Source organism: Roseixanthobacter finlandensis (genome assembly GCF_043195105.2).
Classification (GTDB): Bacteria; Pseudomonadota; Alphaproteobacteria; order Rhizobiales; family Xanthobacteraceae; genus NCEH01.
The window spans coordinates 1-25,157 of the sequence record NZ_JBAFWO020000001.1; the positions used below are offsets into that span (position 1 = coordinate 1).

30 protein-coding genes are annotated in these 25,157 nt (G+C 64.1%); 17 read left to right on the plus strand and 13 right to left on the minus strand.

The annotated features are described in order from the left end of the window. The first annotated feature begins 43 nt into the window (after positions 1-43). Positions 44-670: an acyl-homoserine-lactone synthase gene (locus tag V5G24_RS24690; RefSeq protein WP_394015633.1), complete on the plus strand. Its 627-nt coding sequence runs from the start codon at positions 44-46 to the stop codon at positions 668-670. 29 nt (positions 671-699) lie between these two features. Beyond that, positions 700-945 (plus strand): hypothetical protein, encoded by a 246-nt coding sequence (locus V5G24_RS24695; protein ID WP_394085365.1) that lies wholly within the window; start codon positions 700-702, stop codon positions 943-945. A 13-nt stretch (positions 946-958) separates the two neighbouring features. Here the strand turns inward: V5G24_RS24695 and V5G24_RS24700 are convergent, their stop codons facing one another. The 8 genes from V5G24_RS24700 to V5G24_RS24735 all read right to left on the minus strand — a co-directional run bounded on the left by V5G24_RS24700 (position 959) and on the right by V5G24_RS24735 (position 5,714). After that, positions 959-1,669: a hypothetical protein gene (locus V5G24_RS24700; RefSeq protein ID WP_394085363.1), complete on the minus strand. Its 711-nt coding sequence runs from the start codon at positions 1,667-1,669 to the stop codon at positions 959-961. Positions 1,670-1,691: 22 nt separating this feature from the next. Continuing rightward, positions 1,692-2,408, minus strand: coding sequence for a hypothetical protein (locus tag V5G24_RS24705; protein ID WP_509292335.1), 717 nt, complete (start codon positions 2,406-2,408; stop codon positions 1,692-1,694). After that, positions 2,405-2,986 (minus strand): hypothetical protein, encoded by a 582-nt coding sequence (locus V5G24_RS24710; RefSeq protein ID WP_394085362.1) that lies wholly within the window; start codon positions 2,984-2,986, stop codon positions 2,405-2,407. Before V5G24_RS24710 ends, V5G24_RS24705 begins: the two co-directional genes overlap by 4 nt. 96 nt (positions 2,987-3,082) lie before the next feature. Further along, positions 3,083-3,634, minus strand: coding sequence for a hypothetical protein (locus V5G24_RS24715; protein ID WP_394085361.1), 552 nt, complete (start codon positions 3,632-3,634; stop codon positions 3,083-3,085). Then, positions 3,631-4,185: a thermonuclease family protein gene (locus V5G24_RS24720; protein WP_394085360.1), complete on the minus strand. Its 555-nt coding sequence runs from the start codon at positions 4,183-4,185 to the stop codon at positions 3,631-3,633. The genes V5G24_RS24715 and V5G24_RS24720 overlap by 4 nt, the downstream gene beginning before the upstream one ends. 28 nt (positions 4,186-4,213) lie before the next feature. Further along, positions 4,214-4,555 (minus strand): single-stranded DNA-binding protein, encoded by a 342-nt coding sequence (locus V5G24_RS24725; RefSeq protein ID WP_213375244.1) that lies wholly within the window; start codon positions 4,553-4,555, stop codon positions 4,214-4,216. A gap of 33 nt (positions 4,556-4,588) precedes the next feature. After that, complete coding sequence (locus tag V5G24_RS24730; protein WP_246544815.1) at positions 4,589-5,209, minus strand: thermonuclease family protein; 621 nt, start codon at positions 5,207-5,209, stop codon at positions 4,589-4,591. A gap of 1 nt (position 5,210) precedes the next feature. After that, positions 5,211-5,714, minus strand: coding sequence for a hypothetical protein (locus tag V5G24_RS24735; protein WP_394015626.1), 504 nt, complete (start codon positions 5,712-5,714; stop codon positions 5,211-5,213). Positions 5,715-5,832: 118 nt separating this feature from the next. On the opposite strand from V5G24_RS24735, the gene V5G24_RS24740 reads away from it, so the two are divergent. From V5G24_RS24740 to V5G24_RS24805, 14 genes are read left to right on the plus strand one after another with little or no spacing between them, the layout of a single operon-like run. Beyond that, positions 5,833-6,561: a lytic transglycosylase domain-containing protein gene (locus V5G24_RS24740; RefSeq protein ID WP_394015625.1), complete on the plus strand. Its 729-nt coding sequence runs from the start codon at positions 5,833-5,835 to the stop codon at positions 6,559-6,561. Between the two features lie 11 nt (positions 6,562-6,572). Next, positions 6,573-6,878 (plus strand): TrbC/VirB2 family type IV secretion system protein, encoded by a 306-nt coding sequence (locus tag V5G24_RS24745; protein WP_213375250.1) that lies wholly within the window; start codon positions 6,573-6,575, stop codon positions 6,876-6,878. Next, entirely contained in the window at positions 6,875-7,171 is a 297-nt protein-coding gene (locus V5G24_RS24750) for a VirB3 family type IV secretion system protein (protein ID WP_213375252.1), read from the plus strand. The genes V5G24_RS24745 and V5G24_RS24750 overlap by 4 nt, the downstream gene beginning before the upstream one ends. A 9-nt stretch (positions 7,172-7,180) precedes the next feature. After that, positions 7,181-9,592: a VirB4 family type IV secretion/conjugal transfer ATPase gene (locus tag V5G24_RS24755; RefSeq protein ID WP_394015624.1), complete on the plus strand. Its 2,412-nt coding sequence runs from the start codon at positions 7,181-7,183 to the stop codon at positions 9,590-9,592. Then, complete coding sequence (locus V5G24_RS24760; RefSeq protein WP_394085358.1) at positions 9,589-10,503, plus strand: hypothetical protein; 915 nt, start codon at positions 9,589-9,591, stop codon at positions 10,501-10,503. Before V5G24_RS24755 ends, V5G24_RS24760 begins: the two co-directional genes overlap by 4 nt. Positions 10,504-10,512: 9 nt before the next feature. Further along, positions 10,513-11,235 carry a type IV secretion system protein gene (locus tag V5G24_RS24765; protein WP_394015622.1) on the plus strand — a complete coding sequence of 241 codons (723 nt, stop codon included), beginning with the start codon at positions 10,513-10,515 and terminating at the stop codon, positions 11,233-11,235. Positions 11,236-11,248: 13 nt separating this feature from the next. Then, a complete protein-coding gene (locus V5G24_RS24770; RefSeq protein WP_394015621.1) occupies positions 11,249-11,425 on the plus strand; it encodes a hypothetical protein in 177 nt (58 codons plus the stop codon). Then, entirely contained in the window at positions 11,422-11,619 is a 198-nt protein-coding gene (locus V5G24_RS24775; RefSeq protein WP_394015620.1) for a hypothetical protein, read from the plus strand. The genes V5G24_RS24770 and V5G24_RS24775 overlap by 4 nt, the downstream gene beginning before the upstream one ends. A gap of 7 nt (positions 11,620-11,626) precedes the next feature. Then, positions 11,627-12,757, plus strand: coding sequence for a TrbL/VirB6 family protein (locus V5G24_RS24780; RefSeq protein ID WP_394039615.1), 1,131 nt, complete (start codon positions 11,627-11,629; stop codon positions 12,755-12,757). Continuing rightward, entirely contained in the window at positions 12,754-13,491 is a 738-nt protein-coding gene (locus V5G24_RS24785) for a VirB8 family type IV secretion system protein (protein ID WP_394085357.1), read from the plus strand. The genes V5G24_RS24780 and V5G24_RS24785 overlap by 4 nt, the downstream gene beginning before the upstream one ends. Continuing rightward, complete coding sequence (gene virB9, locus V5G24_RS24790) at positions 13,488-14,291, plus strand: P-type conjugative transfer protein VirB9 (protein WP_394015617.1); 804 nt, start codon at positions 13,488-13,490, stop codon at positions 14,289-14,291. Before V5G24_RS24785 ends, virB9 begins: the two co-directional genes overlap by 4 nt. A gap of 6 nt (positions 14,292-14,297) precedes the next feature. Continuing rightward, on the plus strand, positions 14,298-15,656 hold the full coding sequence (gene virB10 / locus V5G24_RS24795) for a type IV secretion system protein VirB10 (protein ID WP_394015616.1): 1,359 nt from the start codon (positions 14,298-14,300) through the stop codon (positions 15,654-15,656). Beyond that, the gene (gene virB11, locus V5G24_RS24800; protein ID WP_394039622.1) at positions 15,616-16,683 is read left to right on the plus strand and encodes a P-type DNA transfer ATPase VirB11; all 1,068 of its coding nucleotides are present in this window, start codon (positions 15,616-15,618) and stop codon (positions 16,681-16,683) included. Before virB10 ends, virB11 begins: the two co-directional genes overlap by 41 nt. Then, complete coding sequence (locus V5G24_RS24805; protein ID WP_394085356.1) at positions 16,661-18,811, plus strand: type IV secretory system conjugative DNA transfer family protein; 2,151 nt, start codon at positions 16,661-16,663, stop codon at positions 18,809-18,811. Before virB11 ends, V5G24_RS24805 begins: the two co-directional genes overlap by 23 nt. A gap of 92 nt (positions 18,812-18,903) precedes the next feature. Here V5G24_RS24805 and V5G24_RS24810 read toward each other — a convergent pair whose 3' ends face one another. The 4 genes from V5G24_RS24810 to V5G24_RS24825 form a co-directional block, all read right to left on the minus strand. After that, positions 18,904-19,425 carry a Spy/CpxP family protein refolding chaperone gene (locus tag V5G24_RS24810; protein WP_394085355.1) on the minus strand — a complete coding sequence of 174 codons (522 nt, stop codon included), beginning with the start codon at positions 19,423-19,425 and terminating at the stop codon, positions 18,904-18,906. A gap of 75 nt (positions 19,426-19,500) precedes the next feature. Beyond that, entirely contained in the window at positions 19,501-20,163 is a 663-nt protein-coding gene (locus V5G24_RS24815; RefSeq protein ID WP_394085354.1) for a methyltransferase family protein, read from the minus strand. Positions 20,164-20,191: 28 nt separating this feature from the next. Beyond that, on the minus strand, positions 20,192-20,464 hold the full coding sequence (locus V5G24_RS24820; RefSeq protein ID WP_394015612.1) for a DUF2933 domain-containing protein: 273 nt from the start codon (positions 20,462-20,464) through the stop codon (positions 20,192-20,194). Positions 20,465-20,703: 239 nt separating this feature from the next. Next, positions 20,704-20,994: a NifB/NifX family molybdenum-iron cluster-binding protein gene (locus V5G24_RS24825; protein WP_394085351.1), complete on the minus strand. Its 291-nt coding sequence runs from the start codon at positions 20,992-20,994 to the stop codon at positions 20,704-20,706. 1,172 nt (positions 20,995-22,166) lie between these two features. Here V5G24_RS24825 and V5G24_RS24830 point away from each other — a divergent pair. Then, the gene (locus V5G24_RS24830) at positions 22,167-22,820 is read left to right on the plus strand and encodes a Crp/Fnr family transcriptional regulator (protein WP_271188570.1); all 654 of its coding nucleotides are present in this window, start codon (positions 22,167-22,169) and stop codon (positions 22,818-22,820) included. 407 nt (positions 22,821-23,227) lie between these two features. Here V5G24_RS24830 and V5G24_RS24835 read toward each other — a convergent pair whose 3' ends face one another. Next, positions 23,228-25,063, minus strand: a complete 1,836-nt coding sequence (locus tag V5G24_RS24835) for a DUF3141 domain-containing protein (protein ID WP_394085350.1) — start codon at positions 25,061-25,063, stop codon at positions 23,228-23,230. Positions 25,064-25,157: the final 94 nt, after the last annotated feature.

Below are 25,157 nucleotides of genomic sequence, written 5' to 3' on the forward strand. Positions count from 1 at the left end.
ATGAACTCCTCGGCTCGTTACCCAACAAGCCGAGGAATTTCTCATGCTTTTGCTCATCCCTGGCTCCGAGATCGCGCAGCATGGCGATCTGATGGAGCGCGTCTTCCGCTTCCGGCATGCCATCTTCGTCGAAGAGAAAGGCTGGAGCGACCTGCGCCAACCGGACGGGCTCGAACGGGACCGCTTCGACGACGCGCATGCGATTCATCAGGTCTGCCTGCGTGACGATGAGATCGTCGGTTACCAAAGACTGCTTCCGACGACACGCCCGCATTTGCTGAGCGACGTCCTGACCGATCTTTGCCGGAGCAAGCCGCCGCGGGGGCCACGCGTCTTCGAATGGACACGCTTTTGCGTGGCACCCCGTCATCGCGAGCTCCGCCCCAGCGCAAACGGACCATTCCTCGAGCTGGCGCAAGGCGTGGTCGAATGGGGCATGGCGCATCGCGTGGATACCGTCACCGTGGCAATCGATTGGCGGCTGATGGTGATCGCGATGCAGCTGCGGTTCTTCGTGCGCCCTCTCGGCTTTCCCAAGCGCATCGGCCGCGACGAGGTCGTGGCGCTGCGCATGTCATTCAACCGGGAAACCCTCACGACGATCCAGCAGGCGCGGCATTGCGAAGGCTCGGTTCTCCCTGACCCCGGATCACTGCCTTCGGCGGCATAACCCAACTCTCTTAGATCAGGAGGTGCGCCGTGATCCGAACCGCCGATACGAAGCTCATCGCGAGTGAACTGCATTCTCGCTACGAGCCGCCCCGCGCCGTCGCGCTGATCGGACGGACGTTGCAGAAGGCCCTCTTTGCCGGCAGGGCGGACGAGGTGGTGTTTTGGGCATTGGTTTACGCACACTATCGTAGCGGTGATCTGTGTGACGCGACTGAAGAGCAGCTCGCGGCATTCCGGAAAAATATTCTGCCGGATCCGCCCGACCTGAACTGAGCCAGTCGGACGATCAAACGTCGGTCGGCGCGACGACGATCGATGCGGTGGTTGCCGTCGGTGGGTTGGCGGCGAAGCCCGTCGACGTCGGGAAGTCTCCAGGTCCCGACGGTCCGCAGACAGCCTGTCCATCCTTGCAGTTGGGATCAGCCATGGCGCGGGCGTTGCTTGCCATACCGCAGATCGTCGTCCCGTTGATGTCGGAGAAGCCTGAGCATGACCCGGAATTTACCATCTTCTGGCAGTTGCCGGTGCCAAGCTGGATACACGCCGCGATGAAACTGGCGTCCACCTTCTGGCCGTCGAAGGTCGACATCGAGGCCAGCTGTTTCACGGCCGGCGCGTTGTAGCCCGCATTCGTCAGCCTGGCCCAGGCATCGACCTGATCCTGCAGCGACATGCACCCGTATCCGGCGCGATCCGTGCCGGCATATTTCTGGACATTGGCGTTGTTGAGCTGGAAGATTCCGGTGCAGCAACTGCCATTGTAGACGCCCTTGTTGCCGCCGGATTCGAAACGCCCGAGACCACCCAGCGAGCATGACGTCCCCTTGAGATCGTCGCGCAGGGAGGAGTTTCTCACCGCGTCGGTGATCTCCTGGGCTGAATAATTGGTGCGCTCGCAATATTGGCCTTTCTGCGCCAGCGCATGGCCTGTCACCGCCGCGAGCAACATCGGAACGAATGCGAGCGTCGTGATCAATCTGGCAAGCTGTCTACCCATGGTCGCCTCCTGGTGCAGGGAATCACCTGATCGAATAGGTCCGCGCGCAGCCGGGCACGTCGCGACCGCCGACATTGGTCCGGAAGGCGATGGTGCCGGCTGCCGGATCGAAGCGCGTGTAGGAATTGTCATTGCGGTTCTTCGCCGGGATGTCCGGATCGGCGTGATCCGCGTAGCAGCCCGTTGCCGTCTTGATGGCGAGAACCTTGCCGTTCTCGATGGTGACGATGCGCAGCGGACAGGTCGATGGCTCGATCTCGGCGCCGGCGTCGTTCGCGCCGCTGTCGCAATCGCGCGAGAGCGCGGTGCTGACAATGATCGTGCGGGACCCGTCGCGATAGGTCGAGGACAGGGCCGTCACCAGGGCATTCTTGCCATTGAGCGGTCGCTTGAGCTCGGTGGTGACGTAGGCATTCGCTTCGCGGATCACGTCCGGCCAGACGAGCGTCTGCAGGGTGTCGGTTTTCGATGGCGTCTGGAAATTGTGGAACGTCATCGGCTGCCAGGCCCCGGAGCCCTGGTCCTGCGCAACGGCGGCCGTTGAGAGGGTGGTAAGCCCGACAAGTGCGATGACGAGAAAGGAACGCATCGAAGCCTCCTGATGCTGAGATGGCCGGCCAGCATGGCATGGCCGCAGGGGCGGTCCGGGCCGCGGCGCAAGCCGCGCCCCGCAAGGGGTCGCCTTGACCGCGCCGTCAGCGGACATTGGATGATGGCGGGCGCGCAGCCGTTTGATCATGGCGCGCCCAGCGGGATGTTGTTCGAGCAGCCGTCGACGGCCTGATGGTCGATGACGAGGCCGGTCTTCACCGTCTTCGTCGCGACATCATAGGCAGCGTAGGCGACGGTTCGGGCGAGGTCCACGGGTGCGCCCGCCGCGGCCGGCGCGAGTTCGAGGAAGCAGGCGCTCCCCCCGTCGAGGGTGCGAACCTGAATGCCTTCATAGATGGCGATCCGCAGGGGACAGAGTTTTATCGTGGCGCGCGCCGACGCCTGGACCTCTTTCAGCGTGCAGCCCGTCGCCGTGTTCAGGATGCTGAGCACGACCGCCTTCCTGGCGCTCCAAATGACGAAATGCGCCTCGGTCGCCGGGGCGTTGGCGCTTGCGTAGCGCGTGTCGCCGCGCGCGAGATAGGCGCGGTTGTTGTCCTCGATGGCGTCCTTCCAGATGTCGGCATAGGTGGCGGTGTCCGCCGTCGCGTGCTGGAGATCGGCATAGGACATCGGACGCCACGCTCCTGGATCTGCGGTGAGCGCCTGGGCATGAACGAGTGCCGGGATCACAAGAGACATCCATGCAGCGGCGATCGCTGGCATTCGTCGCGCGATATGCCGTGGAAAGCAGGTGCGCATTCCTTCAACAACATCTAGTATAATGAACCAATGTCGCACCCGTGGAAAGCCCCCGCCGCGCTATTCGTATCGATCGCGGCCCGGGACCCAGCGCCACGCGTCTTTCGGCGAGCGCTCACCGCCGCGCCAGGGGACAAGGGTTCGCGGCGGATCGACCGGCTGCATGTTCCAGACAGAGCGGTAATGATAGAAGTTCGCGGTCTCGCGCCTGAGACGTCTGCCCCCGGCATCGAGAAAATCTGTGGCGCAATGCACGACGGGTCCCCGGTAGCGGCTGACGCGCGCGGTCTGGGCATCGAGCGCTCCGGGCTTGCAGCCGAAGAGCCAGACAGAGGTCGCGCGCGACGGCGGGATCGGGTCGTCGCCAAGCAGCCGGCGATAGGCGTCGTTGGCCTGGGCCTGCGTCGGATAGGAGAAGCGTTCGGTCAGGATCGGGGCGAACGTCGTCCGATCGGGAGCGTATTCGAGGCGCCCGGGCTGAACGCGGTCTGGCTCGTAGAGCGTGTCGCGCGATGGCAGAGGCAACGCCTCGACAACCGGCGACGTCGGGGCGGCGCAAGCCGCCAGGGCGAGCGCCAGAAGCCCGGGCGCGAGATAGGCCGCGACGTTCATGGCGCGGCCTCGGCGCCTTTCTTCGCGATGGCACGCCGCCGATCGCTGGTCCGGTACTCCCAGGGCATCTGGAACGTGCTGGCCCAGATGCCCCGATAGGCTTTGCGCGCGTCCCTCTCGGCCGACACATAGGCGCGGATCGCGGGATCCTGCTCGCTTGGCGGCAGGGTCATCGCAATGCCGTCGCGGATCATGTCGGCGCCGATATCGGCGTGATCCGCCGAGGCGCAGCGCGCGAGGTGCTCGCCCTGCTCATCGCGAAGAATGTTGCAGGCAACCCATTTGTTGAGCGTTGCCGAGACCAGCCAAGCCGCCGCCACGGTGCCGCACGGCCAGGGCTGACGGCCGAGATGAGCGGCTTGCCCTGGCGCACAGGTGTCGATGCCGTAGAGCCGATAGACAGCCTGCGTCTCGATATCGCGAAAGCGCGTCCCGTCGAGAACCTCGACGCGCAGCGGTGGCGATTGCAGCGCGCTACCTGGCGAGTAAAGGCCGGATCTTTCCGGCGATTGCGCGCCGGCCAATGTGGTCGCGGCAAGCGTGGCGACCATGACGATGGTCCCCGTTCTGGCGCCGCGGTTACGCCCCCGCGTCATCACGGTTGCCCAGGTCGAGCTTGTGGAAGGCATTGGCGATGACGTCGGTGGTGTAGACTGTCTCACCGGCCTTATCCTTATATGAGCCGTCGGCGATGCGGCACTCCGCGTAGACGGCGTCGCCTTTGACGACATGGGTCAGCGCCCATTGGGCGACCTTTTCGTTCAGCAGGCTGATCGTCACCCAGTCGGTCTCTTCCTTTCGCTCGCCCTTGCTGTCGGTCCAGACGCGATCGGTCGCGACATTGACCTTGGCGGTCTTGCCAAAGGCCTTCGGTGCCTGTCCGACATGGCCGCGAAGGATGAACAGGTTGGTGGTTCTCATGGGCAAGGCTCCCTCGGCTGGTGGTGGCGTTGGTCATGGCGGCGCGATCCCTGGCGTGTCCGGGGCGCTCGAGGCTGTTGGCTGCGACGGCGTCGTAGCCGATCGATCCGCCCGGAGCGCGCGCAGGATGATGGCGTTCGGTTCGGGCAGGTCGGCGAAGGCCCACAGCCCGGCGTGTCCGCGTTGCGCCACGAGCTGCGCGACGAAGTAGGGCGGGTGGACCGGCTTGCCGTCGGGTGTCAGCGCCGCGAAGCCGTAGCCGGTCGAAATCAGCGCGGTGCCGAGATCGATCCGTGAGCCGGCGCCTGCTCCGCTCAATGGTTGCGCGATGCAGAACACGAAGACCGTGCGCGCCTCCGGCAGGGCAGCCGCCTGGTAGCATTGTGGCTTCAGGTCCCGCGTCAGCGCGATCAGCATCGCGAGCGAGGCCTCGCCGCAGTCACGCTTCACGCCATGCGCATTGGTGACGATGGTGCCGCGCAGGCAGGACTGAACCCCATAAAGGCGATAGATCACGCCGCCGTCCGTCCAGCTGTCGCCGGTCTGGTAGACAGCGTTGCCTGGGACGGCAAACCAGCCCGGCGCGGCGGACTGCGCCGCCACGGGCGATACCGCGGCCGCCAGCACGAGGAGCGCGACGCGGACGCGGCGCATCTCAGTATCCCCTCAGCGAGAAATAAAAGCGCTGCGCGCCGTTCGCCGTGGAGATGTCGACATAATTGGGCTCGGTGCGAGCCTGCCGTGGTGTCGTGGGATAGGTAGTCTCACACGACCCATCGTCACCACTATGGCAATCGCGCCGCGGTTTGGAGGTGTCGGCGCAAAGATCACCGTTCGGCGCCGGCACGAGCGCGTCGGTATCGCCGCCGGTTCGTTGCATGGGCGTCGTGCCGGTCGGGCAGGCGAAATAGGGCTCAAAGCCAAGGCGCCCGGCATTGCCTTCCGGGCAGGTCGGCCAGGACCCGCCGCGCGCGAGCGACCGGAAGAGCTGCTGCATGACCGGCACGCAATAGGGGATGCCCGACCAGCTGGGCGCCGTGGCAGCGGCGCAAAGGAGTACCTTGCAGCCAAATGAGGCATCCTGCGCCCCGGCTCCGCCGGGCCCAAGCGCGCCGCCGGTGACGATTATCGCCATCGCCAACCACTGAGGCCGCTTCATCCGCCCTCCTTTTCGGTCCTCTAGGAAAACTCGTCGCCAGTCGTGTTGCCATCGTATCAACATTCAATATATTGTCCATGGCGAATTGATTTGAGGGCAGGGCATGTGGATTCGCGGCTTGACGATCGGAACGCTCCTGACGACCGGGATGGCAGGGGCCAGCGCGCAGAGCGGAGCGCCTACGACGCTCGCCACCGTCGACAGTTCCGGCCGCGTCGTCCCGATCGAAGCGCCGGCGCAACCGGTCGAGATACTCCAGGGTCAGAAGGGCGCGGCATCTCCCTGTGCGCCTGCCACGGACCTCGCATCCGATGCCGCGAGGGCGCTGATCGTGAGGATCGCCACAGAGGAGAAGTTCTATCCGGACTTCGTCTTGTCGGTCGCCAAGATCGAGAGCCGCTATCTGTCGACGGCGCTATCGGAAAAGGGCGCGTATGGCCTGATGCAGTTGATGCCCGAGACGGCGCAGCGTTTCGATGTCGATCTGTGCGACCCGGTAGGCAATGTACGCGGCGGCGTCCGCTTTCTGCGCGCGCTGCACGAGCGCTACCGGAATCCGTTCTTCATTCTCGCCGCCTACAACGCCGGTGAGGCCGCCGTGCAAAAAAGCCGCGGTGTTCCGCCTTATCCCGAGACCGTGCGTTTCGTCGCCGACGTCATGAACGACTTCTATACATGGCCAGACCCCGCCGCGGCCGCGACAGTCGGCGCCGCGCGGGTCGCGTCGGCCGCTGCCGACATCATCCAACCTCTCTCCGGCGGCGCTTCACCAGCGGCAGCCTCGGAGCCTGCGAAGCCACGCGCCAAGACACAATGGAGCGACGGCTTCGTGATGCATGTCGACTGAGGAGACCGTAGATGAAGCAGCCGTCGAGACGCGTTCCTTACCTCACCGGAGCCATGTTGCTTCTGATGACCGCCGGCGCCGCCGCACAGTCGGGCGGCACACTGCAGCCGGTGCAGTCGACGCTGACCACCCTCGTGCAGGCGCTGACCGGCCCGATCGCCACCGCGCTGGCGACGCTTGCCGTCATCGCCTGCGGCTTCTTCGCCTGGTCGGGCCGGCTGACCTGGGGCATCGCCGGCAGTGTGATCTTCGGCATCGTGCTGGTGTTCGGTTCGGCGCAGATCGTTCAATTCTTCCAGTCGGCGGTCGGTCAATGAACAGCCAGCACCTCGAAGAGCCGCATATCAGCCCGCTGGTCAAAGCACTCACACGCGCGCCGACGCTGATGGGCGTGCCGTACATGTATTTCATGTTCAACGGCGTGGTCTCGTCGGTCTGCTTTCTGATCTCCCACAATTTGTTCCTGCTGCTGGTCGCAATCCCGCTGCATCTGTTCGGCTACATATTGACGCTGCGCGATGATCGCATCTTCGAAATCCTGTTCGTCAAATCGACAAGATGCCCACCCCGCTCGCGCGCCTTCTGGGCCGCCGACAGCTATCGCGCGTGAGGCGAGGAGATGGTGGCAAAGGCACTCCTCGATGAACTGACCTACGGTGCGGTGTCGCGCCGCGAGCGTCCGGTGGCCAGCCACATCCCCTATACCCGCCATGTCGACGATCACGTCATCAAGACCCGCGACGGTCTGGTGATGACGATCCTGAAATGCGAGGGCTATTCCTTCGAGACCGCCGACATTAGCGAGATCAACTCCCGCCTGTTGGCGCGCAACGACCTCGTCCGCACGCTGGCCAATTCCCGCTTCGCGCTCGTCAGCCATATCATCCGCCGCGAGGTGCAGCCGCGGATCGCGTCGAGCTTCGACAATGCGCTGTGCCGCGAGATCGACGAGCGCTATGACGCGGCGCTGTCGCAGCGGCGGATGTTCGTCAATGATCTCTATCTGACCATCGTGCGTCGGCCGCTGCAGGGCCAGGCCGGCACGTTCGACGCGATGCTGACGAAGCTGCTTGGACGCAAGGACGCCGCCGGCGAATCCGTGGCGTCGCAGACGGCCTTGAGCGAGTTGCACGACGCCTCGACCGCAGTGCGCGAGAATCTCGCCGCCTATGGAGCGCGCCAGCTCGGCGTCGTACGCCGGGATGGGGTCTGGCACTCGGAACCGCTGGAATTCCTCGTTCAGCTCGTCAATGGTGGCATCCCCCGCCCAATGCATTTGCCACGCATGGCGCTCGCCGATGCGCTGTCGATGAAGCGGATCTTCTTCGGCAAGAACGCCATCGAAATCCGTGGCGCCGGGCCCGAGGACACCCGCTTCGGCGCCATGGTGTCGATCCGCGAGTATCCGGCGCAGACCGGACCGGGCTCCTTCGACAATCTGTTGCGTGTCCCGCACGAGTTCATCGCGACGCAGAGTTTCGCCATCGTCGACCGCCCCGAGGCGGCCAAGCAGATCGACCGCGTCGCCCGGCAGGTCGACATGTCGGACGAGGCCGGCTCCATCATCGCCGAGCATCTTGACGAAGCGCGTGACGAACTCCTGGCGTCCGAGGCGATCTACGGTGAGCACCACATGTCGGTGATGTGCCTCGGTCGCACGGTTGCCGAGGTTGCCGCCACCGTGACCGCGGTCGGCGCGGCGCTGACCGATCGCTCGGTGATCTGGACGCGCGAGGATCTCAATTGCGAGCCGGCCTTCTGGGCCCAGCTGCCTGGGAATTTCCCCTACATCGCGCGCAAGTCGGTGATCTCCTCAAAGAACTTCGCCGGCTTCACGTCATTGCATAATTACCCGAGTGGGCGGTTGGACGGGAACCATTGGGGTCCGGCGATCTCGGTGTTCGAAACCACTTCGCAGACTGCCTATTACTACAATCACCATGTTCGCGACCTCGGCAACTTCACCGTCGTCGGGCCCTCGGGCAGCGGCAAGACGGTCTTCCTGTCCTTCATCTCGGCGCAGTCGCAGCGCGTCACGCCGCGACCGAAGCTGCTGTTCGTCGACAAGGATCGCGGCGCCGAGATCTTCATCCGCGCCATGGGTGGCCAATATGAGGTTCTGGTCCCAGGCGAGCCGACGGGGTTCAATCCGCTGTCCCTGCCCGACACAGCGCCGAACCGCGAATTCCTGTTCCAGCTCCTCGGCTTCATGTTGCGGCCAGGCCATGGCGGCGAGCTCAGCGCCTCCGAGGAGCAGGTCATCCGCAACGCCATCGCTTCAGCGCTGAGCGCCGGGCCGGACGGGCGGACGCTAAAGGCCTTCTCGACGCTGTTGCGCGGGCGCATCCGGGCCGGCGAGGGCGATCTCCTCGCTCGGTTGGAGAGCTGGATGCGGCCGGACCAGCGCGGTTGGCTGTTCAATAATGAGGCCGATCAGTTCTCGGTCTCGAGCATCTTCGGGTTCGACATGACACGGGTGCTGGACGATCCCGTCATCCGCACCGCGGCGCTGATGTACATCTTCCACCGCACCGAGGAGCTGTTGACGGGCGATCCGGTGATGATCTTCCTCGACGAGGGTTGGCGGCTGCTCGACGACCCGGTCTTCGCCTTCTTCATCAAGGACAAGCTGAAGACAATCCGCAAGCAGAACGGCATCATCGGCTTCGGGACGCAATCGGCCGCCGACATCGTGCGCTCCAACTCGGCGAGCACGCTGATCGAGCAGACCGCGACCAATGTCTTCTTCCCGAATCCGAAGGCGGATGACGAAAGCTACACCCGCGCCTTCCGGCTCTCGGAGCGCGAAGTGACCTGGATCCGCAGCACGGTGCCGGAGAGCCGTTCCTTCCTGATCAAGCACGGCCGCGACAGCGTCATCGCCAAACTCAATCTCGCCGGCATGCCGGACATCATCAAGGTGCTGTCGGGCCGCACCGAGACCGTGGCCGAGCTCGACGCGCTGCGGGCCCGCGTCGGTGACGATCCAGCCGTCTGGCTGCCGATATTCATGGGAAGGGCTGAGGCATGAAGCGGCTCGCGCTGACGGTGATTGCCTGGTCGTGGATCGGCGCAGGCGCGGCCTTTGCCGCCATCCCGACCACCGACGCCGCGCAGCTAACGCAGCATTCGGAGACCGCAGGCGCGACCATCAAACTGGTACCGATCTCCACGCAACGGCAGAACGCCAATCAGGGCGTGAAATGCGCCGTCACGACGGGCAAGAAGGCCAGCGTCACCGATCCGACGGTGCAGCCGCAATCGGGCGCCGGCAGCCGCACCATCCAGGTCTATGCACCGGAAATGCCGGCGGTCCCGACAGCGGAGGCCCACGGCGCCGCGCTCAACAGCCAGACCTTGTTCAAGTCGACGGGCGACGTCGTCGCCGGCCTCGATGCCAGCCGATCGACACTCGGCGCCGCACAATCTGCGTTTCGCAACGCCGGTTCGCAGGTTGGCACCGCGACGACGGTGATGGCGGCCATCGATATGAACAGTGCCGCGCGTCTGCAGAACAACCTCGCCTGGAACGGCGTGATGGGCTCGGCGAATATCTGGGTGACGGCCCTGAACGCGCTCAATCTGGCGCAGAACAGCGACATCAGCCGCGCCACCATTGGGATGCGCTCGGCGACAACGTCGTCGTCCGGCACCCCGACCATGCCGGCCTGCACGGTCGGCATGGTCGGCATGGTCGGATCGGGGACCGTGGCCGATCCCTGCCGCACGGCGGGGTCATGCTCGACCACGCCGCCGGGATCGCCCGTGGACCCAGGATGCGTCGCGGCCCGCCACATGGATAGCGACGGCAACGTCCTGTTCTACCTCTCGGCGGCTCAGGACGAGGCGCGGACTGCCGCGACCGCGCCCTCCGCCCAGCCGCCCTTGTCCGGCGCTGACGTCGCCGCCGCGATCGAGAGCATTCAAGCCAACGGCCAATAGGAGGCTGCCATGCGATCTGTTCTGAAACTGGCGCTCGGTCTCGCCGTGGGCCTGGTCATTGCCACGTCCGCAGCGCGCGCGCAGGTGCCGGTGATCGACAATGCGAATCTAACGAAAGCACAGGAGATCGCGACCAGCACCCGGCAGATCCTCGACGCCGACCAGCAGATCCTGCAATTCACGCAGAAGACGCTTGCCGCGGTGACCGGGGATCGCACCTCACAGGCGCAGGGCAGCCTGGCGCAGATGGCCCTGGGTGGTGGTTTCTCCATGGCGCAGGCCCCGTCACTGGGCTCGGTGATTTCGGGCGGCTCGTTGTCCTTCGCAGGCTTGGGCTCGGGATCGCAGAACATCGTCTCGACGCTGATCAACGGCCTGCAGCTCGTCCAGACCATCACCGGGATGACCGGCGGCCAGACGCACCCGGTCGACACCGCCTACAAGAACTCCGTCAATGTCGCGGCGACCCTGTCCGGCCTGATCGACTCGACGCAGGGAGCCGTCCAGCAGCGCTCCTCCGCATTTACCCAGGGCGGCCAGCAGATCGGCCAGGCCCAGGACCTGAAGGGCAGCGTCGACCAGAACACGCAGGTGCAGATCCAGACCGGACAGACCATCAATGAGCTCAACGGCGTCGTGAACAATGCGGCGGCGGCTGCCAACCAGGCGAATCTCGATCGCATCGCGGCGGAGTCCGCCGTCGCGCGCGCCATGAAATTCACCCAGCAGTGACTTTGGAGGACGCTTGAACAAGATCACCATCGCCGTCGCCGCTGCGATCATCCTCATCGTCGCCGCCAGCGTGATCATCATCCGCATGCCCGCGCCACCGGCACCCGCTGCGCAGACGGAGAGCAAGCCGGATACCGAAGGCCTGGCGCGCGCCATGACCTTCACCTCGCCCGCCGAGCCGAAGAAATGATCCGCACCTCGGCAGCACTCGCCGCCCTTTGCGGTCTCGCGCTTGCCCTCGCGGGCTGTGCCTACAAGCCACTCAAGGCGCCGTGTTCGCCGGACGAAGGCGGCGCGCCGCTCGGCTACGCGGCGTCTACGCCGACGCCATCACCTCAGCCGTTCGAGTCGCTTGACGCCTGCGGCCCGATGAAACCGATCTGAGGGCGCGATGGCGACGTTCAGCATCACCTCGCTGCTGCAATCGGTCGACCAGATCGGCCAGAACTACGTCTCGACCGCCTACCAGGCGCTGTCGAACGCGCTGACATCGGGCGGAGCGACGAGCGTCGCCGGGCTGCTCCTGACGCTTTATGTGATCTTCTGGGGCGTCGGCATCTGGCAGGGCACGGCAACCGGCGGCCCGGCCGACCACGCCTTCAGGCTGCTTCGCGCCTTCCTGATCTATGCGCTCGCAACCAGTTGGAACGATTTTCAGACGCTGGCGTACCGGTTCATGAATGACGGGCCGTCGGCGATCGGCAACGCGCTGCTCAGCGCCGTGACCACCGCCAACAACACCGGCACGGCGCAGAACCTGACCTCGGTCAACGGCGTGCAGTCGGCCCTGCAGAACATGTGGGACACCACCAACAGCGCCACCGAAGCGTTCCTGCAGAATGCGGGCCTCACCAATTGGGGGCCCTACATCTTCGCCGCCGTCTTCTATGTGGTGATGGCGCTGCTGATCGGCTTCGCGATCTTCCTGATCGTGCTGTCGAAGCTCTTCATGTGGCTGCTGCTGGCATTGGCGCCGGTATTCATCATCCTGCTGCTGTTTGGCGTCACCTCGCGCTTCTTCAGCGGCTGGCTCGGTACGCTCATCCAGTATTTTCTGGTGCAGGTGCTCGTCTACGCATTCCTCGCCTTCTACGTCTCGCTGATCCAGCAGACCATCGACACGCTGAACGGCGTCGCAAATACCAAGAGCGCGAGCTGGGCGACGATTGGCCCCGTCGTGCTGCTGGCCATCATCGGCGTGCTGCTGCTGGCCCAGATCAACAACGTGGCCGCGGCCATTGCCGGCGGCGTGCCGATCTCGAGTTCGCGGATCGGTGCGGTGCTCGCCACGGTCAGCGGCTATCGGCTCGGCATGGCGGCAAACAGGGCCCGTCTTGCCTTTCGCAACCCGTTGAACCCGGGCTCAACGTCGCGGCGCGAGGAGCTGGCGGCGCGCCAGCGTGCGCGTGTCGGGCTGCGCGCGGCGTCGTGGGCGCAATCGCCTGAGTTCCGCAGGCTCGCTGAACAGATCAAGCATCCCGGCTCGCCGCCGGCGCAAGGTGGGGGAGGGAACCGGCCTTGAGCGATACCCCAGTGACAGAGGCTGGAGCGGTCGATGTCTCGGCTAAGATCGACCCCCGCTATTACGCTGAGGGCGCAACCTGGGAATATGACGTCGCACGGCGTAACCGGAACTCGCGAGCGCTGGCCTGGATCGTCGCCGGCGTCATGACCATCGTTGCCGTCGCCTCACTCGGTACATTGGCGCTGCTGGTGCCGCTGAAAACCTACGAGCCCTATATGGTGGTCGTCGACAGGACGACGGGCTTCGTCGAGGTCAAACGCCCGATGGCCGAGGGGCCGCTGACGCAGGACGAGGCCGTCACCACCTTCAATGTGGTTCGCTACATCAAGGCGCGCGAGACCTACGATCCGAGGGCGCTGAAGGACAATTTCGACCTGGCACAGTTGCTCGCCACCGGCGACGCGGCGCGTGAGCTCACGGAGATCTATTCGCCGGCCAATCCGCAAAATCCCGTCAAGATCTACAGCTCCAACACCGAGGTCTCGGTCTCGGTCAAGTCGGTGACGTTCCCGAACAACCGCACCGCGCTGGTGCGGTTCTCCACCGATGAGAAAACGGCGACCAGCATTACGACGCGCAACTGGGTCTCGCTCGTGCGCTTCCGCTACACCTCCGCACCGATGCGCAACGAGTATCGCTTCGACAATCCGCTCGGCTTCCAGGTGCTCGAATATCGACGCGACCAGGAGACGGCTCCCTCTCCCGGCACGGCCGGAGCGCAAAGATCATGAGGCGGCGCCTGATCCTTGCAGGCTGCGTCTTGCTTGCGTCCGGCCATGCGTTCGCGGAAGCGATCCCGCGCGCGGGACGGGTCGATGCTCGCGTCCGCGACGTCGTCTATAACCGCGACAACGTCACGGCGATCGACGCCACCTACGGCACGTCGACGATGATCCAGCTGCAGCCGGACGAGAAGATCGAGACGCTGGCGCTCGGCGATTCCCTTGCCTGGAAGGTCGAGCCCAATCGCAAGGGCGACATCATCTTCGTCAAGCCGATCGACAAGAATGCGCAGTCGAACCTCAACGTCGTCACCGACAAGCGCATCTACAGCTTCCTGCTGCGGTCGAACACGCGCGCGCCGAATGACCAGATCTACGCGGTTCGGTTCCGGTTTCCCGACGACGAGGCGAGCGCGAAGCTGCTCGCGGCCGCCAAGGAGCGCGCCGCCAATCCGAACCTGCGCGATCTCAACATCGCCAACGCCAACAGCGACTATGGCTACAAGGGCTCGTCGACCAACAAGCCGGTCGCCGTGTTCGACGACGGCGTGAAGACCTGGTTCCGCTTCGAGGGTGAAACGCCGGCGATCTACATCGTCGATGCCGAGCGCAATGAGAGCCTGGTCAATTTCCGGACCGAGGGACCGTTCGTCGTCGTCGACAAGGTCAGCCCGCAATGGACGCTGCGCAATGGCACGGAATCGACCTGCATCTTCAATCGGCGTGCGACCAATGTGCACGAGCCGAATGGGCTCGAGCCCTATGCGCCGCAGCGCGTAGGTTTTCCGTCAGCCAGCGCAGGAGGCTGACGCGCCATGCCCTCGCCACAGGATTATCGCTCGCTCGAACTGGAAGCCTCCGCTGCGACGGCGGTAGCGCGGGGTTCGACTGCCCTCGGCAATTTGGTGAAATTCGGCGTGCCGCTCGGCGCCGTCTTGATCGCGGGATGGATGATCTACGCCTCGCTCGGCAGCGGTCCACGGAACATGACCGCGCCGGACAAGGAAGAGTTCACGACGACGCAGTTTCCGGCGCCATCGCTGCAAACCCCACGGACCCAGACCGACCAGGGCACTATTCTCATCCCGCAAGCGCCGCCTGTGCCGCCCGAGCCGGTCTTGCCACCACCGCCCATCGCGCCGCCCCTGGCACTGCCGGCGCCGCCGCCACCCGAGCCACCGCTCGCCCTGTCGGCACCGAACGATGATGAAGCGCGCCGGCTGGCCGAACTCGAGCGGCTGCGCCAGGAAGAGGAGCGGCGGAAGTGGGAACGGTTCCGCGCGCCGCAGGTGATTGCCGACAACGCCAGTCCGAGCGATGCAGCTGGCAGTCCCGCCGATCCGGCGCGCGCGGCTGCCGGGCAGGACGAGGACCCCAACCGCCGCTTCCTGGCGTCGGTCACGAGCGCCGGCGTCGAGATCGCGAAGGCGGTGAAGAACGATCGGATCGATGCGCTTGTCGCACAGGGCACGATGATCCGCGGGATTCTTGAGACCGCCGTTCAGAGCGACCTGCCGGGCATGGTGCGCGCCGTCACGGCTGAGAATGTCTGGTCATTCGACGGCCGCCGCATTCTCATCCCGGCAGGAAGCCGGCTCGTTGGCGAATACAAGTCCGGAATCTCGCAGGGGCAGACCCGCGTCTTCGTGGTGTGGACGCGGCTGCTGCGCTCGGATGGGGTGTCGGTCCAGCTCGGCTCGAACGGCACCGACGATCTCGGCCGCGCCGGCAATGCCGGCTTCGTCGACAATCACTACCTCGAGCGCTTCGGCTCCGCGATCATGCTGTCGGTCGTCGGCGGCGTCTCGCAATTCCTGAGCGGCTATGGCCAGTACGACAACAATAATAATGGCACCACGATCACGACGACGGATCCGGTCACGGGCCTCGTCACCACGACCCAAACGGGCACCAACCAGAACAGCCAGTCGCTCCAGGCCCGCCAGATCGCCGCGCAGAATGTCTCGCAGACGCTAACCAATATCGCCCAGGAGGCGCTGAAGAACTCGATCAACATCCCGCCGACGATCTATCTCGACCAGGGCACGCGGATCATCGTCTTCGTGCGCCGGGACCTGGATTTCTCCTCCCTTTACCCCGATCCGGTGAAGGAGGCGCTCAGGGAGCTCAAGCGTGAACGCGCCGGCGCGAAACCTGACAGTCTTCCTCGATAGGGCGCTCGGGCCCATTCGGCCTTGGCTCGACGACGACCAGGTCGTCGAGATCTGCGCCAATGGCCCCGGTGAGGTCTGGGTCGAGCGCTTCGGTCAGGCCGCGATGGAGTGTCATCCGGTTCCTGAGCTCACCGAGCTCGCAATCCGACACCTCGCCGAACGCATTGCCGGTCATTCCGGCCAGAGCGTCAACGAAGAGCATCCGCTGCTGTCGGCGGCGCTGCCGACGGGCGAACGCTTTCAAGGCGTGATGCCGCCGGCGACGACAGCGGGCGGGGCTTTCGCGATCCGCAAGCAGGTCATCAAGGAGATGCGGCTCGATGATTATCGCCGGCTCGGCTCGTTCGAGAAAGTCGCGACCGTCACTGAGGGCGAATTGTCGGATGTCGACCGGCAGCTCTGCGCGCATCTCGACGCCGGCCGCATCGAGAACTTCATCCGCCTCGCCGTCGTGAACCGCTATTCGATCCTGCTCTCGGGTGGCACCTCCTCCGGCAAGACGACATTCCTCAACGCGATTTTGAAGGAGGTCCCAGTCGAGGAACGCATCATCACCATCGAGGACACCCGCGAGGTGAACCCGATCCAGAGGAACTATCTGCCGCTGGTCGCCTCGAAGGGCGATCAGGGTGAAGCCCGCGTCACCGTCGAGACGCTGCTGCAGGCTTCGATGCGCCTGCGTCCGGACCGTATCTTCCTCGGCGAGATTCGCGGTGCGGAGGCCTATTCGTTTCTGCGGGCCATCAACACCGGCCATCCCGGCAGCATCACCACGGTCCATGCCGATAGTCCGGCCGGCGCGTTCGAGCAGCTCGCGCTGATGGTGATGCAGGCCGGGCTCGGTCTGCGGCGGGACGAGATCGTTGGCTACATCAAATCCGTCCTGCCGATCGTCATCCAGCAGACCAAGGTCGGCGGCTGGCGCGGCACCTCGGCCGTGTATTTTTCGCGGATGGCGGAGTGGCGGGCGGAGAGGGCAGGGGGGACAGGAAGGAAGGCCGGCCATGGCCCGCGTCGTCGTTTATAGGATCGGCATTGCGATCCTGCTCGCCATTGCCTTCTGGCTGCTCTGGAGCATGGCCTATGAGATCGTCGTCGGGCTGCGCTGGGCCCCGGCGCGCTTTCCGGGCGAGGGCGCCAGCCGCTGGGGATTGCTGCGGCTGCAGAATGCCGACCGCTCGGCCGGCTTCTTCCTGGTCGCCTGGCAGCATTTCCATGCCCGTCTTCTTTACCCGGCGACACAGATCGAGGCGCTGATCCGCGCCGGCATTGCGGCGGGGGTGGTCATTGCCCTTGGTCTGGCAGGATGGCTGTTCGCCTTCATCAATCGCCGCCAGATGCCCTTTGGGGCGGCGCGCTTCGGTACGTTGATGGAGGCGGCGAAGCAGGGCCTGACCGGCAAGCAGGGCATCGTGCTGGGGACGATCGGTGGTGTCACGGTGCGTTCGGATGAGCCAGCCCACATCCTCGTGGTCGGGCCCTCGCGATCGGGCAAGGGGACCGGGTTCGTGCTGCCGAACGGCTATCTCTGGCAAGGTTCGGCGGTGTTCTTCGATCCGAAGCGGGAGAATTTCGACGCGCTGGCGAACCACCGCAAGGCCATGGGCAACAAGGTCTTCATGTTCTCGCCGGGCTCCAATGACACGCACCGCTACAACCCGCTCGACTTCGTGCGCCGCGACGAGCGCATGGCGACGGACTGCTTGGTCGTCGCTTCCTTCGTGATCCCCGAGAAAGCGGATGACACCTGGGCCGGGGCGGGGCGACTGCTGCTATCCGCCCTGATCGGCTATGTGCTCTCGTCGCCGCTGATCACCGGGGCGCAGCACATGCGCACGGTCGCCCGGATGACGACCACGGGACGGGACATCTCGTCGGTGCTGCGGGCGATCGTGAAGACCGAGCGGCAGCATCTGCCGACCTGGGTGATCGATAATTTCAACCAGTACATCGCGCTCGAGCCGGAGACCCGCAACAGCGCCGTGTTCAACGTCAACATGGCCATGTCGCTCTGGAACAACGGCTTGATCTCGGCGGCGACCGAGACGTCCGACTTCGACATTCGCGAGCTGCGCCGCCAGCCGATGACCATCTTCATCGGCTGCACCATCGCCGAGCTCGCCATCTTCCGTCCGCTGATCCGCATCCTGTTCCAGCAGATCCATGATCTGATGATGGTGAGGATCCCGGGCGAGGATGAGCCGCACCAGGTGCTGCTCATGCTCGATGAATTCTACCATGTCGGGCGCATGGACTCGCTGATTTCCAAGATTACCATCAGCGCCGGCTATGGCTTCCGCATGGCGATCGTGATGCAGGACATCTCCCAGCTCGATGAGCTCTATGGCCGCAACACGCGCATCACCACCGTGTCCGGTTCGCAGATCAAGCTGTTCATCCAGATCAACGATCTGGAGACGTCGGATTTCGTGTCCGAGATGCTCGGCGAGACGACGCAGGTCTACAAAACGCCGGTGATGCGGCCAGGGCAGGGGATCTTCGCGCCGCGCGCCTGGGCGCCGCACTACACGCCGCGCCCGCTACGCAGCCCGCTCGAATTGCGCGAGATGTCCGACCGCGTGTCGATCCTGATGGTGAAGAACTCGCGCTCGTTCGAGCTTACCAAGATCCGCCACTATCTCGACAAGCCCTATCGACGGCCCTACGAGGCGGCGAAGGGAAATCCGCCGGCGTTGCCGAGCCTGCGCGAATGGAAGGATGAGTCATTGGGCGGCGCGATCAATCCGGCGCCGGCCGCCGAGAGCACCGAAGACGACACGGTCGCCCGGCCACCGCTCCAAGCCGCCGCGCAACGGGCGCCAAGGCGAAATCCTCAACCCCCAGGAAAGAAGGCCCCAGCCAAGCGGCAAGCCGCGGCGGAACCCGCTTTCTTTCCGGCGCCGCTGGTGATCACGAGGGTGAAGCCAGTCGAACGACTGGCCCGCAAGCAGCTCTCGCTTGGTGACCAGCCATTGGTTCCGCCTGGGGAGAACTGCAACATCAGTGATCTACTGGCCGCGTCGGAAAGCGCTCAGCGTCGCGACTTCGAAGCGATGGCTGCCAGCACCGCGGCAGTTGGTCAGGAAGAGCGGGTCAGGCAAGCGCTGACAACCCTTACCGGGCTGCAGGACGGGTTCGGCGACGACGCGCCATGAAATATGTAGCCGTGGTCCGCGCGGCCCGCGTCGCTCACCGAGACGAGCTTGAAGCGACGCGATGGCTCTGCTTCTCAGCAGACGCCGTCCGTTCAGAATAGGCCCATCGGGCTCACCATCAACTGATCGGCGGTGCGCTTCTGCTCCTCGCTGAAGCTTGCGTAGAGCGGCTCCACCGCTACTTTGATCTTTTGGAGCGCTTCCTGGCACAGAGCCATGGCCTTCTCGATCCGCTCAAGACGCACTGGAAGAGCGCCGTCACGTGCCTGCATCATGCCCTCACGCATGCCCATCATCGCCTTCGCGTTGGCTCGCACGGCGTCTGCGAACACGCTCCATTTGGATTCCTGAACGTCGGTGATCTTGATTTCGGTTTTCAAGAATGCCAGCCGGCCTTCAATGTGCCCGGTCATCATGCCCATCATGGGCATGCCGCCAGTACCCATCATCGACATCATCCCACCCATGGGAATTTGTGATCCGGGCGCGTTCAAAGGCGTGGCGGGCGCTTCAGCGCCCCCGGCCGGATGGTGCTCATCATTAGCCGAGGCGGGTGACCCTGCGAGGAGCATGGCGCTGAAAAGCAGGATGGAGATCGAGGGCATCTTGATCATCGGAGCCGATTCCTTCGCGTTGTGAGTTGTCATGACAGGGCGGAGCCTGCTACGGCGAGGCCCGAAACTCGCTGTTCAACCTTGGCCGGCGTGGCTACTTTTCGGGCCGCCGAGCCGTGGAATGAAGCCCGGCACGTCTCGCATATAGCGTTCATAGTCAGAGCCAAATTCCGCCAAAGACTCGCGTTCTTCGGCGCGGGCAAGACGCACGTACATGAACACCAGCACCGGGAACATCGCGAGGGTCAGCAAGGTCGGCCATTGCAGCAGGAAGCCGAACATCACCAGCACGAAGCCGACATATTGCGGATGCCGCACATAAGCGTAGACGCCGGTGGTGGCGAGCGTTCTATGACGCTGTGCTTCGTAGAGCACCTTCCAGCCGGCCGAGATCAGGATAAAGCCGCCACCGATGAAAACGAAGCTCAGGAGGTGAAATGGCCCGAAATGCGGATTGGCTCTCCAGCCGAACATCTCCTCGAGAAGATGCCCGGCGTCATGGGAGAACCAATCGACGCCTGGAAAGCGGCTCTGTAGCCAGCCGGAGAGCAGATAGATCGTCAGCGGGAACCCATACATCTCGGTGAACAGCGCGACCAGAAAGGCGCTGAAGGCGCCGAAGGACCGCCAGTCGCGCTTTGTCTGCGGCTTGAAAAAACTGAAGGCGAAGAAGATGAAGATCGCCGAATTGATAATCACCAGTGACCAGAGGCCATAGGCAGGAACATCGTCGTGCATGGTCGACCTCCGGACCGTTGATCGCGGCTCAATGTTTGTGAGGCTGGTTCTGGCCGGCATCCGCCGATCCGCTGCCGCTGTCGTTGCTTCCTCCCCGTCCGCCGTGGCCGCCATGCATGAAAACATGCATCAACGGGCAGGCGAGGATCAGCAGGAACGGCCAATACCCCAAATACGGGATGAGATGCGCGCGATGCTCGGTCAGAAGATAGAAGCCGCCGATCGCGAGAAAACCGATCAGGACCCAATTTGCGCGGGAGCGAAAGAAGCCACCCTCACCACCATGACCGCCGTGTTCCATTGGAAACTCCACCCACGTCAGACCAGGACGCACCGGCACGCCCTGCAACCGTCCAGAGGTCGCTAGACGATGCAGGCTTGCATCGGCCAGACGCCATCCTCCGAGCGACACGACAGCGCTCGAACCATGGCCGGCCATCTGTTCTGAATCTTTGATCCCGGTTAAACATCCGCCGGGTGTGGATCGATGCAGCAGGACCGATCAGATGCCTCGCCTGCCCCGGCCCGTGGCAGCCGGCGTCATGCTGCAACGAGAGCGGAAAAGCAGGCCACGAGTTCCTGGATCGTCCTCACGCACGAGCCGAGCCTCACGTCGATCCCAGCAGCACAAAGTCTCAGTTTCTCTGGCTCGCCGATAAAGCCGCAGATCAAGCGACCTGGTCTGGCTGCGACAATGAGATCGCATACCGCTGCGGACGTGCGCTGCGGGTTGGCGCGGAATTCTGTCGCGCCCGTGGCGGTATCGACGATCCATATTCCATCGCACTTGCCGAAGAAGGGGCAGAGTGCTGGGCCCGCGTCGGATTTCATCACGATGATCGCAATGCGATTTGCCGGCGGGGGTGGTACGCAGGCGGACCTAGCCATCGGTTCCTCGTTTGAACACCAGCAGAGTCGGGCAATTATGGGACCGGCTAACATATCGGACTTTAAACTCGATCAAACATTCGCGCGGGCAGCGCGGCATGACATCATCTGCCGAGCATCCGACGGGCGGCCGCAGAGTTGCCCCGCGCGCAGGTTTCCGGGCGGTTGATGCGCCCCGCCCGGCATTTGATTTCAATCAATCTCGCCGGGCCTTTCCCCGTATAGGTTTCCGCCGGGCAAATTGGTAGCTGCGGGGCGGTGTGATAGCCTCCGGTTCTGGCCTTCTTGGAAAGAGGCGGATGCTGCGGTTCCTCGCCATACTGATCTTCGCCACAGCGATCATCATGACGCTGAGCGGGCGGAGTATGGCCGGGACAGTAGCGATCACTGCTGATGCGACCATGGTGGTTGTGAGCGCTTCTGGCCTTGGGCCCCACAGTGACGAATGCGACGACTGCCCGGAGTGTCCAAATTCGGACAAGCCCTGCTGTCCGATGAGTACCTGCTCCTGCCCGGCCACCTGCTCAACGAGCTTGGCGCCCCTCCCTAGCAGCCTCGCGGCCCATGCCTTCGAGCGCTCTTCAGTAGGGATGGGGTCCGAAGAAGCCGACCCAGGCTCGGTCATCCCCGGACTCGACCCCCCAGTTCCTCGGCGCTCGACCTAGCGGGTCGATCGGCCCAGCGGAGCGCGATCTAGCTGCCAACGGTCCACGCCCTGCGCGGATCGGGAGCGTGGCTTGATTGTTCCATTCCCGCTGGCGTCGCGCCGCCAAAGCGGCCGGCCGAGCCGGGCGACCTGGTCAGATGGATTCAACCTTCCAGGTGAAACCGACCAGATCGAGGACTGTAATATGACTCCGAGCCAAGCGTCTTATTTGGAGAGCACTATCCGAGCGTCGCGGGATCACGCCCATGGCCGATACGACGGTCTGCAACCCGGGGTGGTCCGGTCCCCAGTTCCTTGGGGAACCGCAAACACGATCAGTGATGCGGAAAGGAACGCCCGTATGCCGATGCCTGGGAATGGCACGACGAAGCAACCCCCGGGCTGTGAGGCTTGCTTCGCGCGGGCTAACCGGGGTTTGTGCGGCGATTGCCAGCCGGGATCGCCCTGTGTGATCGCGAGTTACAAATCTGCTGATCGGGAATTCAAGGCCGGCCAGGATCTCTTCAGCCTCGGTGAGCCGTGCGATTCGATCTACAATCTCCTTGAAGGTTGGGTCATTCTCTATAATTTATTGGAAGATGGGCGACGGCAGATTTTGCACTTCGCATTGCCGGGCGCCGTGCTTGGATTCCATCCCGGCGGCGGCGCGATGATGACATTTGGCGCGCAAGCCTTGACGGATATCGTCGTCAGCACAATTCCGCGCAAGGCGCTTCCACCGATCGTCAAACAGCAGCCGGAGTTCGGTCTGCGGCTTGCCTGGCTGATCGCGCGCGATTGCACCCTGGCTTATGACCGTCTTACCAGCATTGGGCGGCATTCAGCCCGTGAGCGCGTTGCCCACCTGCTGCTCAAGCTGTTCGTCCGCTACCGCGCGCAATGGCCGGGCAGTCATATCGAGGAGATGCATCTTCCGCTGACCCAAGAAGATATCGGAGATGCGACGGGTCTGACCTTCGTTCATGTCAACCGGGTGCTAAGGGATCTGCGAAAGGATAGGATCCTGGAATTCCATTATCGACGGCTCCGGATCCTCGATCCGGACAAACTCGTCGACGTCGCAGGTCTTGACCCTCAGCTCGTGATGTCCTGGATCCGCTGATGGACGATCGACCGGGACAATATGGGATGGAGCGGGCGGAATGTCCGATCCAGCCTTGTTGCGAGCTGCCGCGTCATGCTCCTTCGGCTCCATTGTTGCGCAAAGACAACCGCTGATCTTCCGTCACCAGCGGCCCCTTTGCGTTGCGGCGTCACGGGTCGCGTCTGCGCCCAAAGATGCGATCTCACTCCACGACAAGCCTGTCCGTGAATATCCCCATCTGGCAGCCGAAGCCGAATTTGCCGGGCTTGTCTGGCATGGTCTCCACCCGAACCGTCTGTCCGGCCGACAGGTCCGCGCGCTTATTGAGTCAGCGAAAGCGACCTTCTCGGAACAGAGCGCCGTCTCCTCCCGCGGAAACGTTCAATTGCACCGGCTTGCCATGGCGAACGACGACGGTGTCAAGCCTATACGGCCGGTGGCGCTGCTGGCCGAGCCGAGGCGGGAACATCGTAAAGCGCCTGGAAGACCCGTTCCTCCGTCGCGTCGCGCTGCCTGCGGCCGTTTTCGATCACCTCGGAGACACGGTCAATCGCCTCCCGCTCACGACGGAGATTGGCATCGTCCTCCGGCAGCGGCTGGCGGCGCTGCTCGATCAGACGCGCGAGCGCAGCGACGCCACGCATCCACGGACTGAAGGATTCCGACAGCAGGTAGCGGCTCGTGCGCATCGGATGGAGCCATTCGAGCGTCGCCGCAGTCCAGGGATTGGAGAGCGCGCGAACGAAGGGGCTGACCATGGCCTTGTAGAATTGCTCGTTCACCTCTGAAAGATGGCGAACCTGCTCGAACTCCGCGCGCGGCGTCGCGAACCGAAGATCCTCGACACGCCGCTCTTCGAACCGGACCGAGTATTCCGGCTTATCGCAGTCGGGATTGCCGGTCGGATTGTCGATCTTCATCTCGTAGAGGCCGGGGGCGAGGGTCTCGATTTCGCCGAGGCTTTCGAGGATCGCGCGATGTTCGAACCGCGCCACCTTGGCTGACACGAAAATGCCGAGATGGCCCGCATGGGGGTTCGTCAGGTAGACAATGCGCTGACCGGCGGCCTTGAGATCGCTCGTATCCTTGTACACCACCGGGATCCAGCCGAGCGCCTGGTGCGGCGGGGTGATGTTGTCGCCGTAGGACGCGAAGATCACCAGCGGATTGCGAATACGCCGAAGGTCGGCGACGCAACCCTCGCAGATCCGCATCTTGCCCTCCTCGAGGCGATTGCCGATGAAGAGGTTCTCGACGATGGCGACGATCTCTTCCCGGCTGAGGAAATAGAAGCCATTCCACCACCGCTCGAACTCGAGGAAGCGCTCCCGTTCCGTGTCGACATGCGTGAACAGGTTGGCATATTTCTCCCAGACGGCTTCGGGCTGAAGGTTTTCGAAATTGAAGGCGAGCCACGCACCGTCCAGGCGGCCGTCGTTGAGATCGGCGAGAAGGTGGGTGGCCCAGACGCCGCCGAGCAGCCCGCCCGCGATCCGCATCGGATTGACGCCCGATTCTCCCGCCCAATAGGAGAGCGGAGAGCCGTTGAGCACGGCGGGGCCGACCAAGCCTTCGCAATCCGCGGAGAGCAGGGTGATCGCCCAGCCGGCCTGACAGTTGCCATAGAGCACCGGAGGCTTGCCGGGGTGACGTTTGACCACGTCCTCGACGAAGCGTCCGAGCGCATGCAGCACATCCGCCAGGGTCTGGCCCACGCAGGGTTCCGGAAAGAAGGAAACGAAATAGACCGGATAGCCCTCGTGCATGGCGATCCCAACCTCGGAGTCGCGCTTGAAGCCGCCGATGCCGGGCCCATGGCCGGCTCGAGGGTCGAGGATGACGACGGGTGGCTTCGCCGGATCGATACAATCCTCGATGCAATCGTCCCCGATCCGGGTGATCCGCAGGAGGGCGTAGTTGACAGGTCGTTCGAAACGGCGGGCATCGACCAGCGTCTCATAGTCGAAGTCGAGAAGCGGCGGCTTGCCGGCGCGCTCATGGGCGATCATGTTGTTGGCACGCTGGCGCAGCGTGTCCCAAAACAGAATCGACCGTTCGAAGACATCCCTCTGATAGGCCAAGGGATCACCGATGTTGATCGGCAGTCCGACTGGATTCGCCGCGACGGCCGGTTCCAGGCTTTTCACCGTAGCCGCCGCTACGATATCCCGCCGAGCAGCCAATTGCCGACCCGGCGACGCCTTCGGCTGGTCAACCAGCGCGGAATCCGATCTTGCTTCGGGCATCACCATCTCCATCATCTGATCTTAAGGGCGAGGAAGTTGAACAGCGGCCAGAAATCCGGCTGCCGTGCCAGCCGCACGCCACGGTCTCGGCAAGACCCCGCGGGACGCT